At 73.4% G+C, this 17,749-nt stretch carries 18 protein-coding genes; 9 read left to right on the forward strand and 9 right to left on the reverse strand.

Annotated elements, in window-relative coordinates; translation table 11 throughout:
• The 6 genes from AB0O67_RS05375 to AB0O67_RS05400 all read right to left on the reverse strand — a co-directional run bounded on the left by AB0O67_RS05375 (nt 1) and on the right by AB0O67_RS05400 (nt 5,169).
• Nucleotides 1-669: an ABC transporter permease gene (locus tag AB0O67_RS05375; protein WP_365446415.1), complete on the reverse strand. Its 669-nt coding sequence runs from the start codon at nt 667-669 to the stop codon at nt 1-3.
• Nucleotides 666-1,352 (reverse strand): ABC transporter permease subunit, encoded by a 687-nt coding sequence (locus tag AB0O67_RS05380; RefSeq protein ID WP_365446417.1) that lies wholly within the window; start codon nt 1,350-1,352, stop codon nt 666-668. Before AB0O67_RS05380 ends, AB0O67_RS05375 begins: the two co-directional genes overlap by 4 nt.
• Nucleotides 1,349-2,503, reverse strand: a complete 1,155-nt coding sequence (locus tag AB0O67_RS05385; RefSeq protein ID WP_365446527.1) for an ABC transporter ATP-binding protein — start codon at nt 2,501-2,503, stop codon at nt 1,349-1,351. The genes AB0O67_RS05380 and AB0O67_RS05385 overlap by 4 nt, the downstream gene beginning before the upstream one ends.
• A gap of 178 nt (nt 2,504-2,681) precedes the next feature.
• A complete protein-coding gene (locus AB0O67_RS05390) occupies nt 2,682-3,404 on the reverse strand; it encodes an FAD:protein FMN transferase (RefSeq protein ID WP_365446419.1) in 723 nt (240 codons plus the stop codon).
• A 1-nt stretch (nt 3,405) separates the two neighbouring features.
• On the reverse strand, nt 3,406-3,804 hold the full coding sequence (locus AB0O67_RS05395) for an FMN-binding protein (protein WP_365446421.1): 399 nt from the start codon (nt 3,802-3,804) through the stop codon (nt 3,406-3,408).
• A 27-nt stretch (nt 3,805-3,831) separates the two neighbouring features.
• The gene (locus AB0O67_RS05400) at nt 3,832-5,169 is read right to left on the reverse strand and encodes a ferredoxin reductase family protein (protein WP_365446423.1); all 1,338 of its coding nucleotides are present in this window, start codon (nt 5,167-5,169) and stop codon (nt 3,832-3,834) included.
• A gap of 92 nt (nt 5,170-5,261) precedes the next feature.
• Between AB0O67_RS05400 and AB0O67_RS05405 the strand changes: the two genes are divergently transcribed.
• A complete protein-coding gene (locus AB0O67_RS05405; RefSeq protein ID WP_365446425.1) occupies nt 5,262-6,029 on the forward strand; it encodes a response regulator transcription factor in 768 nt (255 codons plus the stop codon).
• A gap of 14 nt (nt 6,030-6,043) precedes the next feature.
• On the forward strand, nt 6,044-7,516 hold the full coding sequence (locus AB0O67_RS05410) for a HAMP domain-containing sensor histidine kinase (protein ID WP_365446529.1): 1,473 nt from the start codon (nt 6,044-6,046) through the stop codon (nt 7,514-7,516).
• Nucleotides 7,517-7,730: 214 nt separating this feature from the next.
• Here the strand turns inward: AB0O67_RS05410 and AB0O67_RS05415 are convergent, their stop codons facing one another.
• The 3 genes from AB0O67_RS05415 to AB0O67_RS05425 all read right to left on the reverse strand — a co-directional run bounded on the left by AB0O67_RS05415 (nt 7,731) and on the right by AB0O67_RS05425 (nt 10,839).
• Complete coding sequence (locus AB0O67_RS05415; RefSeq protein ID WP_365446427.1) at nt 7,731-8,843, reverse strand: HAMP domain-containing sensor histidine kinase; 1,113 nt, start codon at nt 8,841-8,843, stop codon at nt 7,731-7,733.
• A gap of 3 nt (nt 8,844-8,846) precedes the next feature.
• Complete coding sequence (locus AB0O67_RS05420; protein WP_365446429.1) at nt 8,847-9,557, reverse strand: response regulator transcription factor; 711 nt, start codon at nt 9,555-9,557, stop codon at nt 8,847-8,849.
• Nucleotides 9,558-9,675: 118 nt separating this feature from the next.
• Nucleotides 9,676-10,839, reverse strand: coding sequence for a SpoIIE family protein phosphatase (locus tag AB0O67_RS05425; RefSeq protein WP_365446431.1), 1,164 nt, complete (start codon nt 10,837-10,839; stop codon nt 9,676-9,678).
• Between the two features lie 168 nt (nt 10,840-11,007).
• Here AB0O67_RS05425 and AB0O67_RS05430 point away from each other — a divergent pair, with 168 nt between their 5' ends.
• From AB0O67_RS05430 to AB0O67_RS05460, 7 genes are all read left to right on the forward strand, one after another.
• Nucleotides 11,008-12,000 (forward strand): undecaprenyl-diphosphate phosphatase, encoded by a 993-nt coding sequence (locus AB0O67_RS05430; RefSeq protein WP_365446433.1) that lies wholly within the window; start codon nt 11,008-11,010, stop codon nt 11,998-12,000.
• A 94-nt stretch (nt 12,001-12,094) separates the two neighbouring features.
• Complete coding sequence (locus AB0O67_RS05435; RefSeq protein WP_365446435.1) at nt 12,095-13,246, forward strand: FAD-binding oxidoreductase; 1,152 nt, start codon at nt 12,095-12,097, stop codon at nt 13,244-13,246.
• Nucleotides 13,243-13,593: a (2Fe-2S)-binding protein gene (locus AB0O67_RS05440; RefSeq protein ID WP_365446437.1), complete on the forward strand. Its 351-nt coding sequence runs from the start codon at nt 13,243-13,245 to the stop codon at nt 13,591-13,593. The genes AB0O67_RS05435 and AB0O67_RS05440 overlap by 4 nt, the downstream gene beginning before the upstream one ends.
• The gene (locus tag AB0O67_RS05445; protein WP_365446439.1) at nt 13,586-15,031 is read left to right on the forward strand and encodes an FAD-dependent oxidoreductase; all 1,446 of its coding nucleotides are present in this window, start codon (nt 13,586-13,588) and stop codon (nt 15,029-15,031) included. Before AB0O67_RS05440 ends, AB0O67_RS05445 begins: the two co-directional genes overlap by 8 nt.
• Nucleotides 15,021-15,917, forward strand: a complete 897-nt coding sequence (locus AB0O67_RS05450) for a dihydrodipicolinate synthase family protein (protein WP_365446441.1) — start codon at nt 15,021-15,023, stop codon at nt 15,915-15,917. Before AB0O67_RS05445 ends, AB0O67_RS05450 begins: the two co-directional genes overlap by 11 nt.
• An 11-nt stretch (nt 15,918-15,928) precedes the next feature.
• A complete protein-coding gene (locus tag AB0O67_RS05455; protein ID WP_365446443.1) occupies nt 15,929-16,930 on the forward strand; it encodes a proline racemase family protein in 1,002 nt (333 codons plus the stop codon).
• A 47-nt stretch (nt 16,931-16,977) separates the two neighbouring features.
• Nucleotides 16,978-17,664, forward strand: a complete 687-nt coding sequence (locus AB0O67_RS05460) for a GntR family transcriptional regulator (RefSeq protein ID WP_365446445.1) — start codon at nt 16,978-16,980, stop codon at nt 17,662-17,664.
• Nucleotides 17,665-17,749: the final 85 nt, after the last annotated feature.

Below are 17,749 nucleotides of genomic sequence, written 5' to 3' on the forward strand. Positions count from 1 at the left end.
TCAGCCGCCGCGCCGGACCCCGCGCGACACCGCGAGGCGCCCGGCGGCCCAGAACACGCCGAGCGTGGCCAGCGCCAGCACGGCGACCAGCGTGGCGCCGCCGACGACCTTCTCGTAGTTCCGCTGGTAGAGCCCGTCGACGATGTAGCGGCCGAGGCCGCCGAAGCTGACGTAGGCGGCGATGGTGGCCGTCGAGACGATCTGGATGGCCGCCGAGCGCAGACCGCTGAGGATCAGCGGCAGCGCGACCGGGATCTCGACCCGGAACATGACCTCGGCCTCGCCCATGCCCATGCCCCGCGCGGCGTCCACGGGGGCGGGGTCGACCGAGCGCATCGCCTCGTAGGTGGTGACGAGGATCGGCGGGATCGCCAGCACGACGAGCGGGATCATCACCGGGGCCAGACCGAGTCCGAGCAGCACGAACATCAGCACCATCAGGCCGAAGCTGGGCAGCGCGCGGCCCGCGGTGGCGATCAGGGCGAGCGTGTTGCCGCCGCGTCCGGTGTGCCCGGTCAGCAGGCCGACGGGCAGCCCGACCGCGGCGGCGATGCCGAGCGCCATGAGCGTGTACTGGAGGTGTTCCAGCAGACGCGTGGGGATGCCGTCGTAGCCCCGCCAGTGGGCGCTGTCGCTGAAGAAGGCGTTGATGAAGTTCAGTACGTTCACCGGGCGGTGTCCTTCAGGGCGGTCGTGCGCGGGGTCCTGCGGGTGTCACGCGGCATCCAGGGCGTCACCAGGATCCGCAGGCCGATCAGCACGGCGTCCACCAGGATGGCGAGGACGGCCGTGCCGATCACGGACAGCCACACCAGGCGCGGCTGGTTGTAGATCATGCCGCTGTTGAGCAGGTTGCCGAGTGCTCCCTGGTTGCCGATCAGCATGCCGACGCTGACCAGGGAGATGCTCGACACCGACGCCACCCGCAGCCCGGCGATGATCGCGGGCGCGGCGATCGGCAACTGCACCTGGACATAGCGGCGTACGGGGCCGAAGCCCATGGCGGTGGCGGCGTCGAGGGTCTCGCGCGGCACCGAGCGGACGCCGTCCACGATCGCCGGGACGAACACCACCAGGCTGTAGACGGCGAGCGGGATCATCACCGTGGTCTCGCTGAGGCCGGTGTAGTCGATCAGCACGACGAAGAAGGCGAGCGACGGGATCGCGTACAGCACGGTCGTCACCCACAGCACGGGCGGGTACAGCCAGCGCAGCCGTACGCACAGTTGCGCGATGGGCAGCGCCACGAGCAGTCCCGCCAGCACCGGGATCAGTGCCTCGCGCAGATGCAGTCCGACCAGGCCCCAGTAGGTGTGCTGGAGGTCGCTGGGCATGTCGAAGAGGGCGTTCACTCGGCGGCCTTCGTGGGGGCGGCCGAGGTGTCCGCGGCCGGTGCCGGTGCCGCCGCGTGCGCGCCGCGGATCGCCTCGGCGATGGTGTGCTGCGGCACGACGCCGGCCGCCCGGCCCTCGCCGTCCACGGCGACGGCCCAGCCGGTGGGCGACAGGACGGCGCAGTCGAGCGCGGCCCGCAGCGAGTCCCGCTCGGCGACGAACGGCCGCCCGAACGGCAGCAGTCCGTCCCGTTCGATCCGCCCGGCGGTGAGGTCGCGCGGCACGCTCCAGCCGAGCGGCCTGCCGTCCAGGTCGGTGACGAGGAGATAGGGGACGTCGGCCGAGCCGCGTGCGGCGATCTGCTCGGCGGTGGCGTCGACGGCGACGATCGGCGTGGTGAGCAGTTCCAGTCCGGCCGACGGGAAGAAGGACAGCCGCCGGATGCCACGGTCGGCGCCGAGGAAGTCCTCGACGAACTCGTCGGCGGGGCTGGAGAGCAGTTCGGCGGGCGGGGCGAACTGGGCGAGCCGGCCGCCGGTGCGCATCACGGCGACCATCGTGCCGAGCTTGACGGCCTCGTCGATGTCGTGCGTGACGAAGACGATGGTCTTGCCCAGCTCGTCCTGTATGCGCAGCAGTTCGTCCTGGAGGCCCTTGCGGACGACCGGGTCGACGGCGGAGAACGGCTCGTCCATCAGCAGCACGGGCGGATCGGCGGCGAGCGCCCGGGCCACGCCGACGCGCTGCTGCTGTCCGCCGGAGAGCTGGTAGGGGTAGCGCCTGGCGAGGGCGGCGTCGAGACCGACGCGCTCCATCAGCTCCCGGGCGCGGGCGCGGGCCTTGTCCTTGCCCCAGCCGAGCATGCGGGGCACGGTGGCGATGTTGTCGACGATCGTGCGGTGCTGGAAGAGGCCGGCGTTCTGGATGACGTAACCCATGGACCGGCGCAGCGTGTTGACCGGCTGCTGCATGATGTCGGTGCCGTCGAGCAGTATCCTGCCCTCGCTGGGCTCGACCATCCGGTTGATCATGCGCAGGGTGGTCGTCTTGCCGCACCCCGAAGGTCCGACGAGGACGGTTATCGAACGGTCGGGTATCTCCAGTGACAGCCGGTCGACCGCCACCGTGCCGTCGGGATACCGCTTGGTGACTGAATCTATCCGTATCAAAACGCCGAACGCCCTTCGGGTGTGGCAGTCGCCGCCCGCTCTCCCCTGGTGGCGGGCCATTGCCGCACGAGTCTAGACCCGTGGTGTTGCCGCAATTCGGCGACCCACGTCCGGTTCCTTCCCGAACACCCGGGCAACGCGTTCGCGGCGGGCAGGCAGCCCCGCGCCGCAGGCCGGCCTACGCCGCGACCGGCAGTCCCGCCGTACGCCGCACCCGGCGCGCCGCGTCCACGGCGTACACCTCGCAGCCCTCCCGGGCGGCCGCCCAGGTGACGCCCTCGCGGCCCATCGCGAACGCGGCCGTGGCCGCGGTGTCCGCCTCCGTCAGGGTCGGCGCGACGACCGTGACGCTGAGCAGGCCGGTCGCCGGGCGCCCGGTGCGGCCGTCGACGATGTGCTCGCCGCGCTCGTAGAGGGCGGACGTCGCGACCGCGCCCTCGGTCAGCTCCAGGACCGTGCACACCTGGTCGGCGTGTTCGGGGTGCCGTACCCCCACGCGCCACGGGCCGCCGGCGACGACCACGTCTCCCCCGGCGTTGAGACAGAACCGCCGCACCCCGGCGGCCGTCAGCAGCTCGGCCGCCCGCTGCACCGACCAGCCCTTGACCACCGCGCAGGGGTCGAGTCCACGGCCGGGCAGCCGGGCGTCGAAGGCGCCGCCGGTCGCGACCCGGTACCGCTCGCACACGCCGAGGACCTCGGCGAGGTCGGCGCTGACCTCGCCGGTGCCGATCTCGCCCCGGTCCAGCCGGGACACCTCGCTGTCCGCCTTGAACGGGCTGAACCGGTCGTCCACTTCGCGCAGCCAGTCGTACACGGCGTCCACGAGCCCCTCGGGCACGTGCTCGTCGTCGATCCGCAGCGAGACGGGGAAGCCCATGGCGTGCTCGACGCGGCGCATGTCAGACACCCTTCGCGTCGAGGGCGGCCTGCAACGACTCCCGGTAGCCCTCGCTGGTGACGGTCGCGCCCGACACCGAGTCGATGTCCGCGCCCTGCGCCCGCAGCGTCTCCTCGATCAGGGTCGGCACGGCGGCCGTCGTCTGCGGGTGGTCCGGCTGCCGGAGCATCCGAACGGCCGTGATCTCGTCACCCTCGAAGGTCACCTCCACCTGCACGGGACCCTTCTCGGTGTCGACCGTGGGCCCCGCGACGACGCGGGAGGTGGAGGTCCCCGGCGAGGCGGGCGGTGCGGCCGGCCGGGCCGCCTCGGCGGTCGGCGCGCCGGTGGACGGCGCGTGGCGCCAGACCGGGATCAGGCCCGCGACCGTCAGGACCAGGACAGGCAGTGCTCGTTTCACGTGATTCCCTCGTTCCCGTCGGGTCCGTCAGCCGGCCAGGCTGAAGCGCTCGTGGTGGATCTGCGCCTTGGGCACGCCCAGCTCGCGCAGGCTGCGCAGCACCCCGCGGTTCATTCCGGGCGGCCCGCACAGATAGACGTCGCGCTCGGCGATGTCGGGCACCAGCCGGGCGAGTTCGCTCCGGGAGAGGCGGTCCGGCCGGGCGGGGCCGGTGACCAGGTACAGCTCTGCGCCCTTGGCGTGGGCGAGTTCGCGCAGCTCGTCGTAGAGCACCGCGTCCTGGTCGGTGGCCACCCGGTAGATGAGGACGGCGTGCCCGTGTAGTTCCTCCAGCAGGGCCCGCATCGGGGTGATGCCGACGCCGCCGGCGATCAGCAGGGCGTCCGGCCGGGTGCGGTGCAGGGTGGTGAAGGCGCCGTAGGGGCCCTCGGCGAAGACGCGGGTCCCGGCCTCGAGGTGGCGCAGGCCGGCGCTGCCCTCGCCGACGGCCTTGGCGGTCAGGCGCAGGGAGCGGCCGTCCGGCGCGGCCGAAAGCGACCAGGGGTTGGCCTGCCACCAGCGGCCACGGGTCATGAAGCGCCACAGGAAGAACTGGCCGGCGCGGGCGGGCAGCCGGTCGAGGTCGCGGCCGGTGACGTAGACGGAGACGACGTCGTCGTTCTCGGGGACGACGGCCGAGACGCGCAACTGGTGGCGCCAGTTCCGCCACAACGGCAGTACCAGGCGGCCCACGAGCACCGAGCCGAGGGCGACGGTCCACAGGGCCCACCAGTAGGCGGTGGCCACGGGCGAGGCGACGAAGGTCGTACCGACCGCGACCTGGTGGGAGAAGGCCAGCACGACGGCGACATAGGTGTAGAGGTGGATGAAGTGCCACGTCTCGTAGGCCAGCCGGCGCCGGGCGAACCGCCCCGAGACCGTGCCGACGACGATGATCAGCGCCAGCGCGACCACCGCCCGCAGCACGCCCTCTACGGTCTCGGCGAGGTCGACGAGCTGGTCGACCGGGTCCAGACCGGAGGAGTCGGCGTAGCCGAAGGTGATGAACACCGCGTGCGCGAGCAGCGTCCACAGCAGCGAGAACCCGAGCCGGCGGTGCCACAGCGTGAGCCGGTCCATGCCGATCCGGCGGTCGAGCCACGGCAGCCGGGCCACCAGCAGCAGCTGGAAGGCCATGAGCAGCGCGGCGTACAGCCCGGTGAGGCGACCGGCGACGATCAGCGCGTTGGAGGCGAACCCGGCCTGCACGAAGAAGTAGGTGACCACGGCCACGTTCGCGGCGAGCACGGCGTACAGGCCGGTACGGGCCACCACCCTGGGGCGTCTCGCCGCGACGGGCGCGGCTGGTGACTGGACGGTCGTCACGGACGGCAACTCCTCGGTCGGGGCCTTGGGACACCGAGCTTGGCTGGCCGCAGCTGTCGATCTCCTGTCGTACGACTTTCAAGTGGATATCGATGTGCGCCCGCGAGGTGACCGGGTCTGGTGGCGGGCGGCCGTTCCCGCACTATGAACGGGTGGAAAAAGTACGGCTGCTGGTCGTGGACGACGACCCGCCCATCGCCGACCTCGTCGCGACGGTCGCCCGCTACGAGGGCTGGGAGGCGATCACCGCGAACTCCGGCGACGAGGCGCTGCGCCGGGCCGCCGCGTTCCGTCCGGACATCGTCGTGCTCGATCTGATGCTGCCGGACGTGGACGGCTTCGGCGTCCTCGACCGGCTGCGCGCCTCGGGGACGATGGTGCCGGTCGTCTTCCTCACCGCGCGCGACGCGGTGTCCGACCGGGTGGCGGGGCTGACCCGGGGCGGGGACGACTACCTGGTGAAACCGTTCGCCGTCGAGGAGCTGATGGCCCGGCTGCGCACCGTGCTGCGGCGCGCAGCGGGGCCCGGGTTCCAGCGGTCGGTGCTGCGGGTGGGGGACCTGACCATGGAGGAGGACACCCGTGAGGTGCGGCGCGGCGAGCGGCTGCTGACGCTGACGCCGACCGAGTACGAGGTGCTGCGCTACCTCATGCGCAAGTCGCCGACCGTGCTCACCAAGGCGCAGATCCTCGATCACGTGTGGGAGTACGGCTTCGGCGGCCGTTCCAACGTGGTGGAGCTGGTCGTCAGCCGGCTGCGCCGCAAGCTCGACGGCTCCGTCGAAGGCGGTGACGGCGGCGCGGAGCTGATCCACACCGTGCGCGGCTTCGGTTACGTGATCCGGCAGGCCGCCGAGTGACGCGAGTGACCCGGGTGCTGCGACGGCTGCGGCAGAGCTACGGCAGGCTGCGCCTGGGCACCCGGCTGGCGCTGGGACTGGGCGCGCTGTCGCTGGTCGTGTTCGCCGTCGTGGGCACCGCGCTCACGACGTACATGCGGGACTATCTGTCGGCCCAGCTGGACGAGCAGTTGCAGATCGGCCAGCTCGCCCAGTCCAAGGGCATCGCGGATCACGGCACGCTGCAGGGCAAGAAGTACTACCGCTGGTACTACGCCGTGTACGACGTGTCGGACGGCACCGCCGAGCTGCGCAAGCCGGAGACGGCGGCCGACCTGCCCGCGGACGTCGGCGACTTCACCTCCCTGGCCCGGGCCCAGGTCGCCTCGCACACGGAACTCCTGCGCACCGAGCACCTCAAGGACGCGGGCACCTACCGGCTGCGCGCCTGCGAGGTCGAGCCCGGCGTCGTCCTGGTGAGCGCCGCGCCCATGGACGACATCGAGAACACCGTCCGCCAACTGGTCACGATCCAGGCGGTCACGTTCGGGCTGGCACTGCTGGCGCTGGTCGTGTTGGGCCGGAAGATGCTGCGGCGCGGGCTGCAGCCACTGAGCGACATGGCGCACACCGCGCACGGCATCGCCTCGCACGACCTGACCGAGTCGGCGGCCCGGCTGCCGCTGCGTGCCGACCGCCGGGGCGGCGGCCCGGAGGTGGAGGAGCTGCGGACGGCGTTCAACACGATGCTGGAGCACATCGACGACTCCCTCGCCGTGCGCGCCGAGGCCGAGCAGCGGCTGCGCCGGTTCGTCGCGGACGCCTCGCACGAGCTGCGCACCCCGCTGATGTCGGTACGCGGATACGCGGACCTCTTCCAGTACGCGGCCGCGAACGCGCCCGGGGAACGGGACCGGCATCTGGCGCGGCTGCGCGCCGAGGCCGCCCGGATGGGCTTCCTCCTGGACGACCTGCTGCTGCTCGCCCGGCTCGACGCCGCCGAGGTGGAGGCACCGTTGCGGCTCGCGGACGCGGATCTGGTGCAGCTGGTCGAGCGGGCCGCCGACGCCTTCCGTGCCGCGCGCCCCGGCCATCCGCTGACGGTGAGCACCGGGGACCGGCCGGTTCGACTGCGGCTGGACGCCCAGCGCATCCGGCAGGTGCTGGACAACCTGCTCACCAACGCGGCCGTGCACACCCCGCCCGGGACCGAGGTGTGCGTGGCGGTCTCGGTCACGGCCGGAGCCGCGCTGGTGCGGGTCTCCGACACGGGGCCCGGGATACCGGCCGCCGACCGGGAACGCGTCTTCGACCGCTTCTACCGGGTCGACAAGGCCCGCAGCCGCGACCGCGGCGGCAGCGGGCTCGGTCTGTCGGTGGCCAGTTCACTGGTGCGGGCCCACGGCGGCACGATCGAGCTGACCGGTGAACCGGGGGCGACGGTGTTCACGGTCCACCTCCCGGCAGGCACGGCGCCCCGGGAGCAGGAGGCGACGCCATCGCCGTAGGCGGCGGTGACGCGGCGCAGGCGGCCACGACGTGACGACCTCGCACGGCCGAGGGACGCGGCGGCGCGGGATCGTCGGCGGTGGCGTCGCTGCCTCGCGCGGGCGAGTGCCGGCGGGGCCGGTGGCCCAGGAGCAGGCGGCGCGAGAGCAGGAGGCGGCCGCGCCGCAGGGGGCGCGGGGGCGGCGCCGCCTCGGACGGGTGGGTGCTCGCGGCTCAGGCGTCCGCTGTCGGCAGTGTCACCTCGAAGCGGCAGCCGCCGGTGACGTTGCGCACGGCGGCCCGTCCCTGGTGGGCCTCCACGATGCCCCGCACGATGGCGAGCCCCAGCCCTGCGCCGGCCGGTGGCGTACGGGCGTCGGTGCCGCGCCAGCCGGTGTCGAAGACGCGCGGCAGGTCCTCCTCCGCGATCCCGCCGCAGCCGTCCGTCACGGACAGGACGACACCGTCCGGCGAGCGCTCGGCGGCCACCGCCACCGTGCCGTCGGACGGTGTCCGCCGGATCGCGTTGACGAGCAGGTTCCCCAGCACGCGGCTCATCTCCTTGCCGTCCACCTCGACCGGCACGGACTCGATCCGGTCACCGACGAGGCGTACGCCGTGTTCCCGGGCGAGCGGGTCGGCGCCCGCGAGGGCGTCGCCGACCAGGTCGTACACCGACATCCGGCTGGGGCTCAGGGCCAGCGTGCCCGCGTGGATGCGGGAGAGCTCGAAGAGGTCGCCGACCATGTCGTCGAGGCGCTCGGCCTCGGCGCGGATCTGGCGGAGATAGCGGTCGGGGTCGGCGGCGACGCCGTCCTCCAGCGCCTCGGACATCGCCCGCAGTCCGGCGAGCGGGGTGCGCAGATCGTGCGAGATCCAGGCGACCAGCTCGCGCCGGGAGCTCTCCAGGGCGCGCTCCCGGTTCCGGGACTCGGCGAGCTTGCGGCTGGTCGCCTCAAACTCGCTGCTGAGCGCGGCGAGTTCGTAGGCGGCGGGGCCGTCGGGGCTGGTGAAGTCGCCGCCGTCGCCGAAGGAGCGGGCGGCGAGGGTGAGGGCACGGCTCCGGGCCGCGACCCAGCGGCCCAGCAGCAGCGCGGTGACCAGGGAGACCACGGCGGCCATCGCAACCACCGTGGTCACGACGGTCAGGTCGTGTGCGGACAGGAACATCGCCTGCGCGACCGCGAGCGTGCCCGCGAACATCGCGCCCACGGCGACGGCGGCGACCACGGTGATGTGCTCGGTGAGCGAGCGCCGCCGGATCAGCAGCAGCACACCGGCGCCGAGCAGCCCGGCCGCGGCGGCGCCGAGGAAGGCGAACAGGGCGATGAGAAGGGTGTCGCGCACGGCTCACACCTCCCCGTCGCCCGCGTCGAAGCGGTAACCGACGCCCCACACCGTCTGGATGTACCGCGGCCGGGCCGGGTCGTCCTCCACCTTGCCGCGCAGCCGCCGCACGTGGACGGTCACCGTCGACAGGTCACCGAAGTCCCACCCCCACACCTCACGCATCAACTCCTCCCGGCTGAACGCCCGCCCCGGGTGCCGAAGGAAGAACGCGAGCAGATCGAACTCCCTGATGGTCAGGGCGAGTTCACCCCCGTTCTTGGCGGCGCGCCGGCCGGCCGGATCGACCGTGAGCCCGGCGACGCCCAGCACGTCCGTGGACTGCTGCGGGGCGGGCCGGGTCCGGCGCAGCACGGACTCCACCCGCAGGACCAGCTCGCGAGGACTGAAGGGCTTGGTGACGTAGTCGTCGGCGCCCACCTCCAGGCCGAGGATCCGGTCGTCCTCGTCCCCGCGCGCGGTCAGCATGATCACCGGCACCGGGCCGCGCACCCGCATCCGCCGGCACACCTCCAGCCCGTCCATGCCGGGCAGCATGAGGTCCAGCACGACCAGGTCGGGCCAGTGCGCGGTGGCCCGGGCCAGCGCGTCGGGGCCGTCACCGGCCCGGTCCACGACGTAGCCGGCCCGGTCGAGATACCCGGAGACCACCTCGGCGACGGTCGGGTCGTCGTCGACGACCAGGACCCGGGCCCCGTACGACTGCTGTTCCATGCCGGTCAGCCTCGCATCCCGCCCGCGGCGACGGGACCGGCGGCCCCCGACGTCCTGGTTCCGTAAGAAGACGGCCGACACGGGATCTCCTCGATGCGCTCCGGCCGGCGGTGCGCGGTCAGGTGGCGAAGGCCACCCCCTCGACGTCCTGCTGCGGCCGGGGCCGCAGCCGGGACGCCAGGATGGCCACGTCGTCCTCCGCGTGGCCGGCGTCGAGGTCGGCGAGGACGGTGTCGAGGATCGCCTCCACCCCTTCCGAGGCGTGGAAGCGCAGCCCGGCCAGCCGGTTCAGGGAGTCGTCGATGTCCTCGCCGCGATGCTCGACGAGCCCGTCGGTGAACAGCAGCAGGGTCTCCGCGCCGTCCAGCCGGTACGTCGCCGGCTCGTAGCCGCCCAGCCCCGTGCCCAGCGGCGGTCCGACGGGCACCGGCAGCAGCGAGGTGTCGCCCTTGCCGTCGATCACGGCGGGCGGCAGATGGCCGGCGCTGGCCAGCGTGATCTGGCCGCGCACGGGGTCGACGCGGGCGATCAGGCAGGTGGCGGGCCGGCGTTCGGCCTCGCTGGAGGCGATGTCGTCGAGCTGGCGCAGCACGCGGTGGGGCGGGAGGTCGGCGGACGCGATGTAGCGCAGGGCTGAGCGGTAGGCGGTCATGTCCACGGCCGCCTCCAGGCCGTGGCCCATCACGTCACCGACCACGAGCAGGGTGCGCCCGAAGTGCAGGCGAACGGTCTCGCACCAGTCGCCGCCGACCAGGGCGCGCTGTCCCACCGGCAGATGGCGGATGGCGACGTCCAGGTTCGGGTGCGGCCGGCCGGGCTCGGCGAGGAGCGCGCGCTGGAGGTCACCGACGATCCGGCTCATGCGGTCGTGCTCCCGGGCGTGCCGGATGTGGGAGGCGGCCCGCTCGGCGAGCAGCGCCAGCACGTCCGCCTCCGGCGGGGTGAACGGCCCCGCGTCCCGGACGCACACCAGGACGCCGTAGCGGTCGTCGCCGGTGACGAGGGGCACGCAGAGCGCGGAGCCGTTCCTTTCGTAGCCGGTCCGGCTGTCCGTCCGGCGCGCGATCGCCGCGGGCCACCGCAGGTCGGGCAGCAGGGTGCGGTCGCCGTTGATCGCCTCGTACGCCGCCTCGCCGTCCTCCGTGACGCGCCGCACGACGGCCGCGGCGCACCCACCGCGCTCGGCCACCACCGTGGTGAGCTCGGCGCAGGTGGTCTCCTCGTCGAGCGTCGTCCCGATCCCGGCCACGGTCGACCGCAGCGTCATCAGCCGCGACGACACGCCGGGTCCCGCCGCAGGCAGGTCCGTACGGCCGACGGAGCCGGATGTCGGAGGTTTTCGGAAGGACCGGAGCCATCGCGCCACACAGAACACCTTAAATGGGATGTAAAGCGACACCGACCACGCATCGGCTGCCCGGGGCTCCTCCTTGGATACCCTTGCGCTTCCATGAGCTGGTTCGAATCCATCATTCTCGGTCTGGTCCAGGGATTGACCGAGTTCCTGCCGATCTCGTCGAGTGCGCATCTGCGCCTGGTGGCCGCCTTCTCCGGCTGGCAGGACCCCGGCGCCGCCTTCACCGCGATCACACAGATCGGCACGGAGACGGCGGTACTGATCTATTTCCGGTCGGACATCGCCCGCATCGTCACTTCCTGGTGCCGCTCCCTGACGGACCGCACGCGGCGCGCGGACCCGGACGCCCGGCTGGGCTGGATGCTGATCATCGGCTCCATCCCGATCGGCGTCCTCGGCGTCACGTTCAAGGACCAGATCGAGGGGCCGTTCCGCGATCTCCGGCTGACCGCGACCATGCTCATCGTCATGGGCGTGGTGCTGGGCCTCGCCGACCGCCGCGCCGCCCGCGCCGAGCGGGAGAGCGGCGTCCAGGCCGCCGCAACAGCCACTCCAGGCGCCCCCCTTGCTCTCAGCACTCCCACCACGCCGGTCTCACCGGTCGCCCTGAGCACTCCAGCCACACCGGTCACCGTAAGCACCCAGAACACCCCACGCACCTCAGGCAAGACCCTTAACGACCTCACCGTCAGGGACGGCCTGATCTACGGCCTGTGCCAGGCGCTGGCGCTCATCCCGGGCGTCTCCCGCTCCGGCGCCACCACCAGCGGCGGCCTGTTCATGGGCTACACCCGCGCGGCCGCCGCCCGCTACTGCTTCCTGCTCGCCATCCCGGCCGTCCTCGCCTCGGGGCTGTTCGAGTTGCAGGACGCCGGCAAGGGCGGCCAGGTCAGCTGGGGGCCCACGGCGCTGGCCACCCTGATCGCTTTCGGCGTGGGGTACGCGGTGATCGCCTGGTTCATGAAGTTCATCGAGACCAGGAGCTTCATGCCCTTCGTCCACTACCGGATCGCCCTCGGCCTGGTGATCATCGCCCTGGTGACCTTCGGGGTGATCAGCCCGCACGCCGCCGAATCGGCCGGGTGAGCCCTTCGGGTCGCGGCCGGCCTGCCCCGTGAGACCCGCGGGAATGCAGGTCGGGGGTATTCCGAGACCCTGCGATATGTGACATATTACTGAGGTGACCAAGTCGCTGACCTGCGATGTCGTGGTTGTGGGGGCCGGAATGGTGGGCGCTGCCTGCGCCTTCCACGCGGCCCGGGCCGGCCTGTCCGTGACGCTCGTCGACCGGGGCCCGGTGTCCGGCGGCACCACCGGCGCCGGCGAGGGCAACGTCCTCGTCTCCGACAAGGAACCCGGCCCCGAGCTCCGGCTCGCGCTGCTGTCCGCCCGGTTGTGGGCGGGGCTCGCCGAAGAGTTCGGCACGGCGGTCGAGTACGAGCGCAAGGGCGGCGTGGTCGTCGCCTCGTCGGCAAAGGGCCGCACGGCCCTGGAGAAGTTCGCCACCGCTCAGCGCGCCGCCGGTGTCGAGGCCGTCCCCGTCGGCGAGCAGCGGCTCAAGGAACTGGAACCGCACCTGGCGCCCGGCCTCCCGGGCGGCATGCACTATCCGCAGGACGCCCAGGTCATGCCGGCCCTCGCCGCCGCGCATCTCGTACGGGCCTCCCGCGCGCGGCTCGAGACCGGCCGGACCGTGACCGGTGTGCTGCGCGGCACCGACGGCGCCGTGCGCGGCGTACGGACCGACCGGGGCGACATCCACGCGCCTGCCGTCGTGAACGCCGCCGGGACCTGGGGCGGCGAGGTCGCCGCGCTGGCGGGGGTCCACCTGCCCGTCCTGCCCCGCCGCGGGTTCGTCCTGGTCACCGAGCCGCTGCCGCGCCTGGTACGGCACAAGGTCTACGCCGCCGACTACGTGGCCGACGTGGCCAGCGACTCGGCGGCGCTGCAGACGTCGCCGGTCGTCGAGGGCACGGCGGCCGGCCCGGTGCTGATCGGCGCGAGCCGCGAACGGGTCGGGTTCGACCGGTCCTTCTCGCTGCCGGTGGTGCGGGAGCTGGCGGCCGGCGCGGTGCGGCTGTTCCCGTTCCTCGGGCGGGTACGGGCCGTGCGGGGATACGCCGGTTTCCGCCCGTACCTCCCGGACCACCTGCCCGCCATCGGCCCCGATCCGCGCGTGCCGGGACTGCTGCACGCCTGCGGGCACGAGGGCGCGGGCATCGGGCTGTCGACGGGAACCGGGTATCTGCTCGCCCAGGTGCTCACCGGACGGACCCCGGAGCTGGACCTGGCGCCCTTCCGCCCGGACCGCTTCGAGGAGGAGGCCCCATGACGCCCTTCAAGAAGAACGCCCCAGGAAGCATGCGAGGGGAACGCCCGGCGGATCCGCTGGAGTTGACCGACGCCCGGCCCGGTCCCGCCTTCACGCTCACCTTCGACGGCCGTGAGATCGCCGCGTTGCCCGGGCAGACGCTCGCCGCCGCGCTGTGGGCGGCCGGTGTCACCTCCTGGCGCGCCACGCGGGGTGCCGGGCGGCCGCGCGGGGTGTTCTGCGGGATCGGCGTCTGCTTCGACTGCCTGGTGACCGTCGGCGACCGCCCCAACCAGCGCGCCTGCCTGGTCCCGGCGCGGCCGGGCGACGCGATCCGCACACAGGAAGGGACGGGGCACGGTGACTGAGCCTCCTCGCCTCGCCGTGATCGGCGCGGGCCCGGCAGGGCTCGCGGCGGCGCCGGCGGCGGCCGCCGCGGGCGTACAGGTGGTCCTGGTCGACTCCGCGCCCGACGCGGGCGGCCAGTTCTACCGGCAACCCGCGTCCGGGCTCGGCGCGCGCCGCCCACAGGCGGTGCACCACCACTGGCGCACCTGGCGGCGGCTGCGCGAGGGCCTCGACCGGCAGCTCGCCGCGGGTGCCGTGACCCATCTGCCGGACCATCACGTCTGGTACGTGGAAAGGCACTCCGGCGGTTTCACCGTCCACGCGCTGCTCGGGCCACTCCAGGAGGAGGGGGTGACGGTGGACGCCGACGCGGTCCTCCTTGCCACCGGCGGCTACGAGACGGTGCTGCCCTTCTCCGGCTGGACCCTCCCCGGCGTGGTCACCGCGGGCGGCGCCCAGGCCATGCTGAAGGGCGGGCTCGTACTGCCCGGGCGCACCGCCGTGGTCGCCGGGACCGGGCCGCTGCTGCTGCCCGTCGCGACCGGGCTGGCCGCGGCGGGCGCGCGGGTCGCCGCGCTGGTCGAGGCCACCGGCCCGAGCACCCTCCTGCGTCACTCCCGCGCGCTGTCCGCGCGGCCGGCCAAGCTCGCCGAGGGCGCCGGGTACGCGGCCCGGCTCCTGCGCCACCGGGTCCCCGTGCTGGCCCGCCACACGGTGGTCGAGGCGCACGGCGACCAGCGGCTGGAAGCCGTGACGGTCGCGGCCCTCGACGCCGGGGGCCGGATCCGGCCCGGCACCCGGCGCCGTATCGCGTGCGACACGCTCGCCGTCGGGCACGGCATGCTGCCGCACACCGACCTCGCCGCCGCCCTGGGCTGCCGCCTCGACGGGGTCTCCGTGCACGCGGACGACGAGCAGCGCACCGACGTGCCCGGCGTGTGGGCGGCGGGCGAGGCCACCGGCGTCGGCGGCGCCGACCTCGCGCTCGCCGAGGGACACATCGCCGGACGCTCGGCCGCCGCGCGGCTGACCGGCGGGCGGCCCGACGCACGGACATGGGCCGCGGCGGCGCGGAGCCGGGCGGCGCTGCGCGCGTTCTCCGCCGCGCTCGACGCGGTGTACGCGACGCCCGCGCACTGGGCCGAGCAAGTCACCGACGACACCCTGGTCTGTCGCTGCGAGGAGGTCCCGGCGTCCGCCGTGCGGGCAGCGGTCGGCGAGCTCGGCGCCGGGGACGTGCGGACCGTGAAGCTGCTCACCCGTGCCGGAATGGGCTGGTGCCAGGGCCGGATGTGCGAGCCCGCCGTCGCCGCGCTCACCGGCTGCCCCCGGACCCCGGCCCGCACGCCGTTCGCCCGGCCGGTACCCCTCGGGGTGCTCGCCGGGCAGGTCCCCGCGCCACCGACCGCACCACCGCCCCTCGACCCTCCGGACGGGAAGGACCCTCATGACGACTGACCGGCACCGCCCCTGGCGTGGCGTCCTCGTCGCCACCGCGCTCCCGCTCACCGCGGATCTGTCCGTCGATCACGACGCGTTCGCCGAGCACTGCGCCTGGCTCGTGGCGAACGGCTGCGACGGCGTGGTACCGAACGGCTCGCTCGGCGAGTACCAGGTGCTCACCTCCGAGGAGCGCGCCAGGGTCGTGGAGACGGCGGTCGCCGCGGTCGGCGGCGAGCGGGTGATGCCCGGGGTCGCCGCCTACGGCGCGGTGGAGGCCCGGCGCTGGGCCGAGCAGGCGGGCGAGGCGGGCTGCGGCGCGGTGATGCTGCTGCCGCCCAACGCCTACCGCGCCGACGAGCGTTCGGTCCTCGCCCACTACGCCGAGGTGGCCCGGGCGGGCCTGCCGGTGGTGGCGTACAACAACCCGATCGACACCAAGGTCGACCTCGTGCCGGAGCTGCTCGCGAGGCTGCACGGGGAGGGACACGTGCAGGGCGTCAAGGAGTTCTCCGGTGACGTCCGGCGCGCCTACCGCATCGCCGAACTCGCCCCGGAGCTCGACCTGCTGATCGGCGCCGACGACGTCGCCCTGGAGCTGGCGATCGCGGGCGCCAAGGGCTGGGTGGCCGGGTACCCGAACGCGCTGCCGAAGGCGTCGGTCCAGCTGTACCGGGCCGCGGTGGCCGGTGACCTGGAGACCGCGCTGCCGCTGTACCGGCAGCTGCATCCGCTGCTGCGCTGGGACTCGCGCGTGGAGTTCGTGCAGGCCATCAAGTTGTCGATGGACATCGCCGGGCGGTACGGCGGCCCGTGCCGGCCCCCGCGTGTGCCGCTGTCGCCGGAGCAGGAGGCGGCGGTGCGGGCGGCGACGGAGAAAGCCCTCGCCGCGGGGCTCGGATAAGGAGACCGGCCATGCGCAGCACACTCGTCCTGCACGCCGTCGACTCGCACACCGAGGGCATGCCCACCCGCGTGATCACCGGCGGGATCGGCACCATCCCCGGCGCGACGATGAACGAGCGGCGGCTGTACTTCCGGGAACACCGCGACGACGTCAAGCAGTTGCTGATGAACGAGCCGCGCGGTCACGCCGCGATGAGCGGCGCGATCCTCCAGCCGCCCACCCGCCCCGACTGCGACTGGGGTGTCGTCTTCATCGAGGTCTCCGGCTATCTGCCGATGTGCGGGCACGGCACGATCGGCGTGGCGACCGTGCTCGTGGAGACCGGCATGGTCGAGGTCACCGAGCCGGTCACCACCATCCGCCTGGACACCCCCGCCGGTCTCGTGGTCGCCGAGGTCGCCGTCGAGGGCGGCGCGGCCAGGAACGTCACCCTGCGCAACGTGCCGTCCTTCGCCGTGGGCCTCGACCGCAAGGCCACGCTCGCCGACGGGCGCACGGTGACGTACGACCTCGCCTACGGCGGGAACTTCTACGCCGTCCTGCCGCTCGCGGAGTTCGGCCTGCCGTTCGAGCGGGACCGCAAGGACGACATCCTGAAGGCGGGCCTGGCGCTGATGGAGGCCGTCAACGCCGAGGAGGAGCCGGTCCATCCCGAGGACCCGTCGATCCACGGCCTGCACCATGTCCACCTGCTCGCCCCGGACGCCACCGCCCGCCACTCGCGTCACGCGATGGCGATCCATCCCGGCTGGTTCGACCGCTCGCCCTGCGGTACGGGCACCAGCGCGCGCATGGCGCAACTGCACGCGCGTGGGGAACTGCCCCTGCGCACCGAGTTCGTCAACGAGTCCTTCATCGGCACCCACTTCACGGGCCGTCTGCTCGGCACGACGGAGGTGGCCGGGCTCCCCGCGGTGCTGCCGAGCTTCACCGGGCGGGCCTGGATCACGGGCACGGCCCAGTACCTGCTGGATCCCGAGGACCCGTTCCCGGCCGGATTCGTGCTGTGAGGGACCATGGCAGGCACCACGTCGTACGGAATCCGAGGAGCCACCCCATGACGGCGCCGCCCCCCAGCCTCCCCGTGCTCGGCGGCAGGAGGAGCAGCTACCGCGAGCGGGTCGCCGACGCCCTGCGGGCCGCGCTCGTCGCCGGTGAGCTGCGCACCGGGGAGGTCTACTCGGCGCCCACGCTCGCCGCCCGCTTCGGGGTCTCCGCGACGCCGGTGCGCGAGGCGATGCTGGACCTGGCCAAGGAGGGCCTGGTCGACACGGTCCCCAACAAGGGCTTCCGGGTCACGGCCGTCTCGGAGAAGCAGCTCGACGAGTACACGCACGTGCGCGCGCTGATCGAGATCCCCACGACGGCCCAACTGGCCCGCACCGCGGACCCGGCGGCGCTGGCGGCGCTGCGACCGGTGGCCGAGGAGATCGTCACCGCCGCCGCGGCCGGCGACCTGATCGCCTACGTCGAGGCCGATCTGCGCTTCCATCTGGGCCTGCTGGCCCTCGCGGGCAACGAGCACCTCGTGGAGGTGGTCCGCGACCTGCGCCGCCGCGCCCGTCTCTACGGCCTGACCGCGCTCGCCGAACAGGGCCGCCTCCAGGCGTCGGCCGAGGAGCACCTGGAACTCCTCGACGCCCTCCTCGCCCGCGACGAACGGTCCGTCCACGCCGTCATGACCCGCCATCTGAGCCACGTCCGGGGCCTGTGGGCAGCCCCGGACCCGGCGACATCCGGGTGAAGGGCGTCACATTGCGGCGTAGTACGGAATCCGTCATCTCATCAAGGCTCACCCGGAGAGGGCAAGGTCACAGCCCTGCCCTCTG

The organism is Streptomyces sp. NPDC086077 (assembly GCF_040686175.1).
GTDB lineage: Bacteria > Actinomycetota > Actinomycetes > Streptomycetales > Streptomycetaceae > Streptomyces.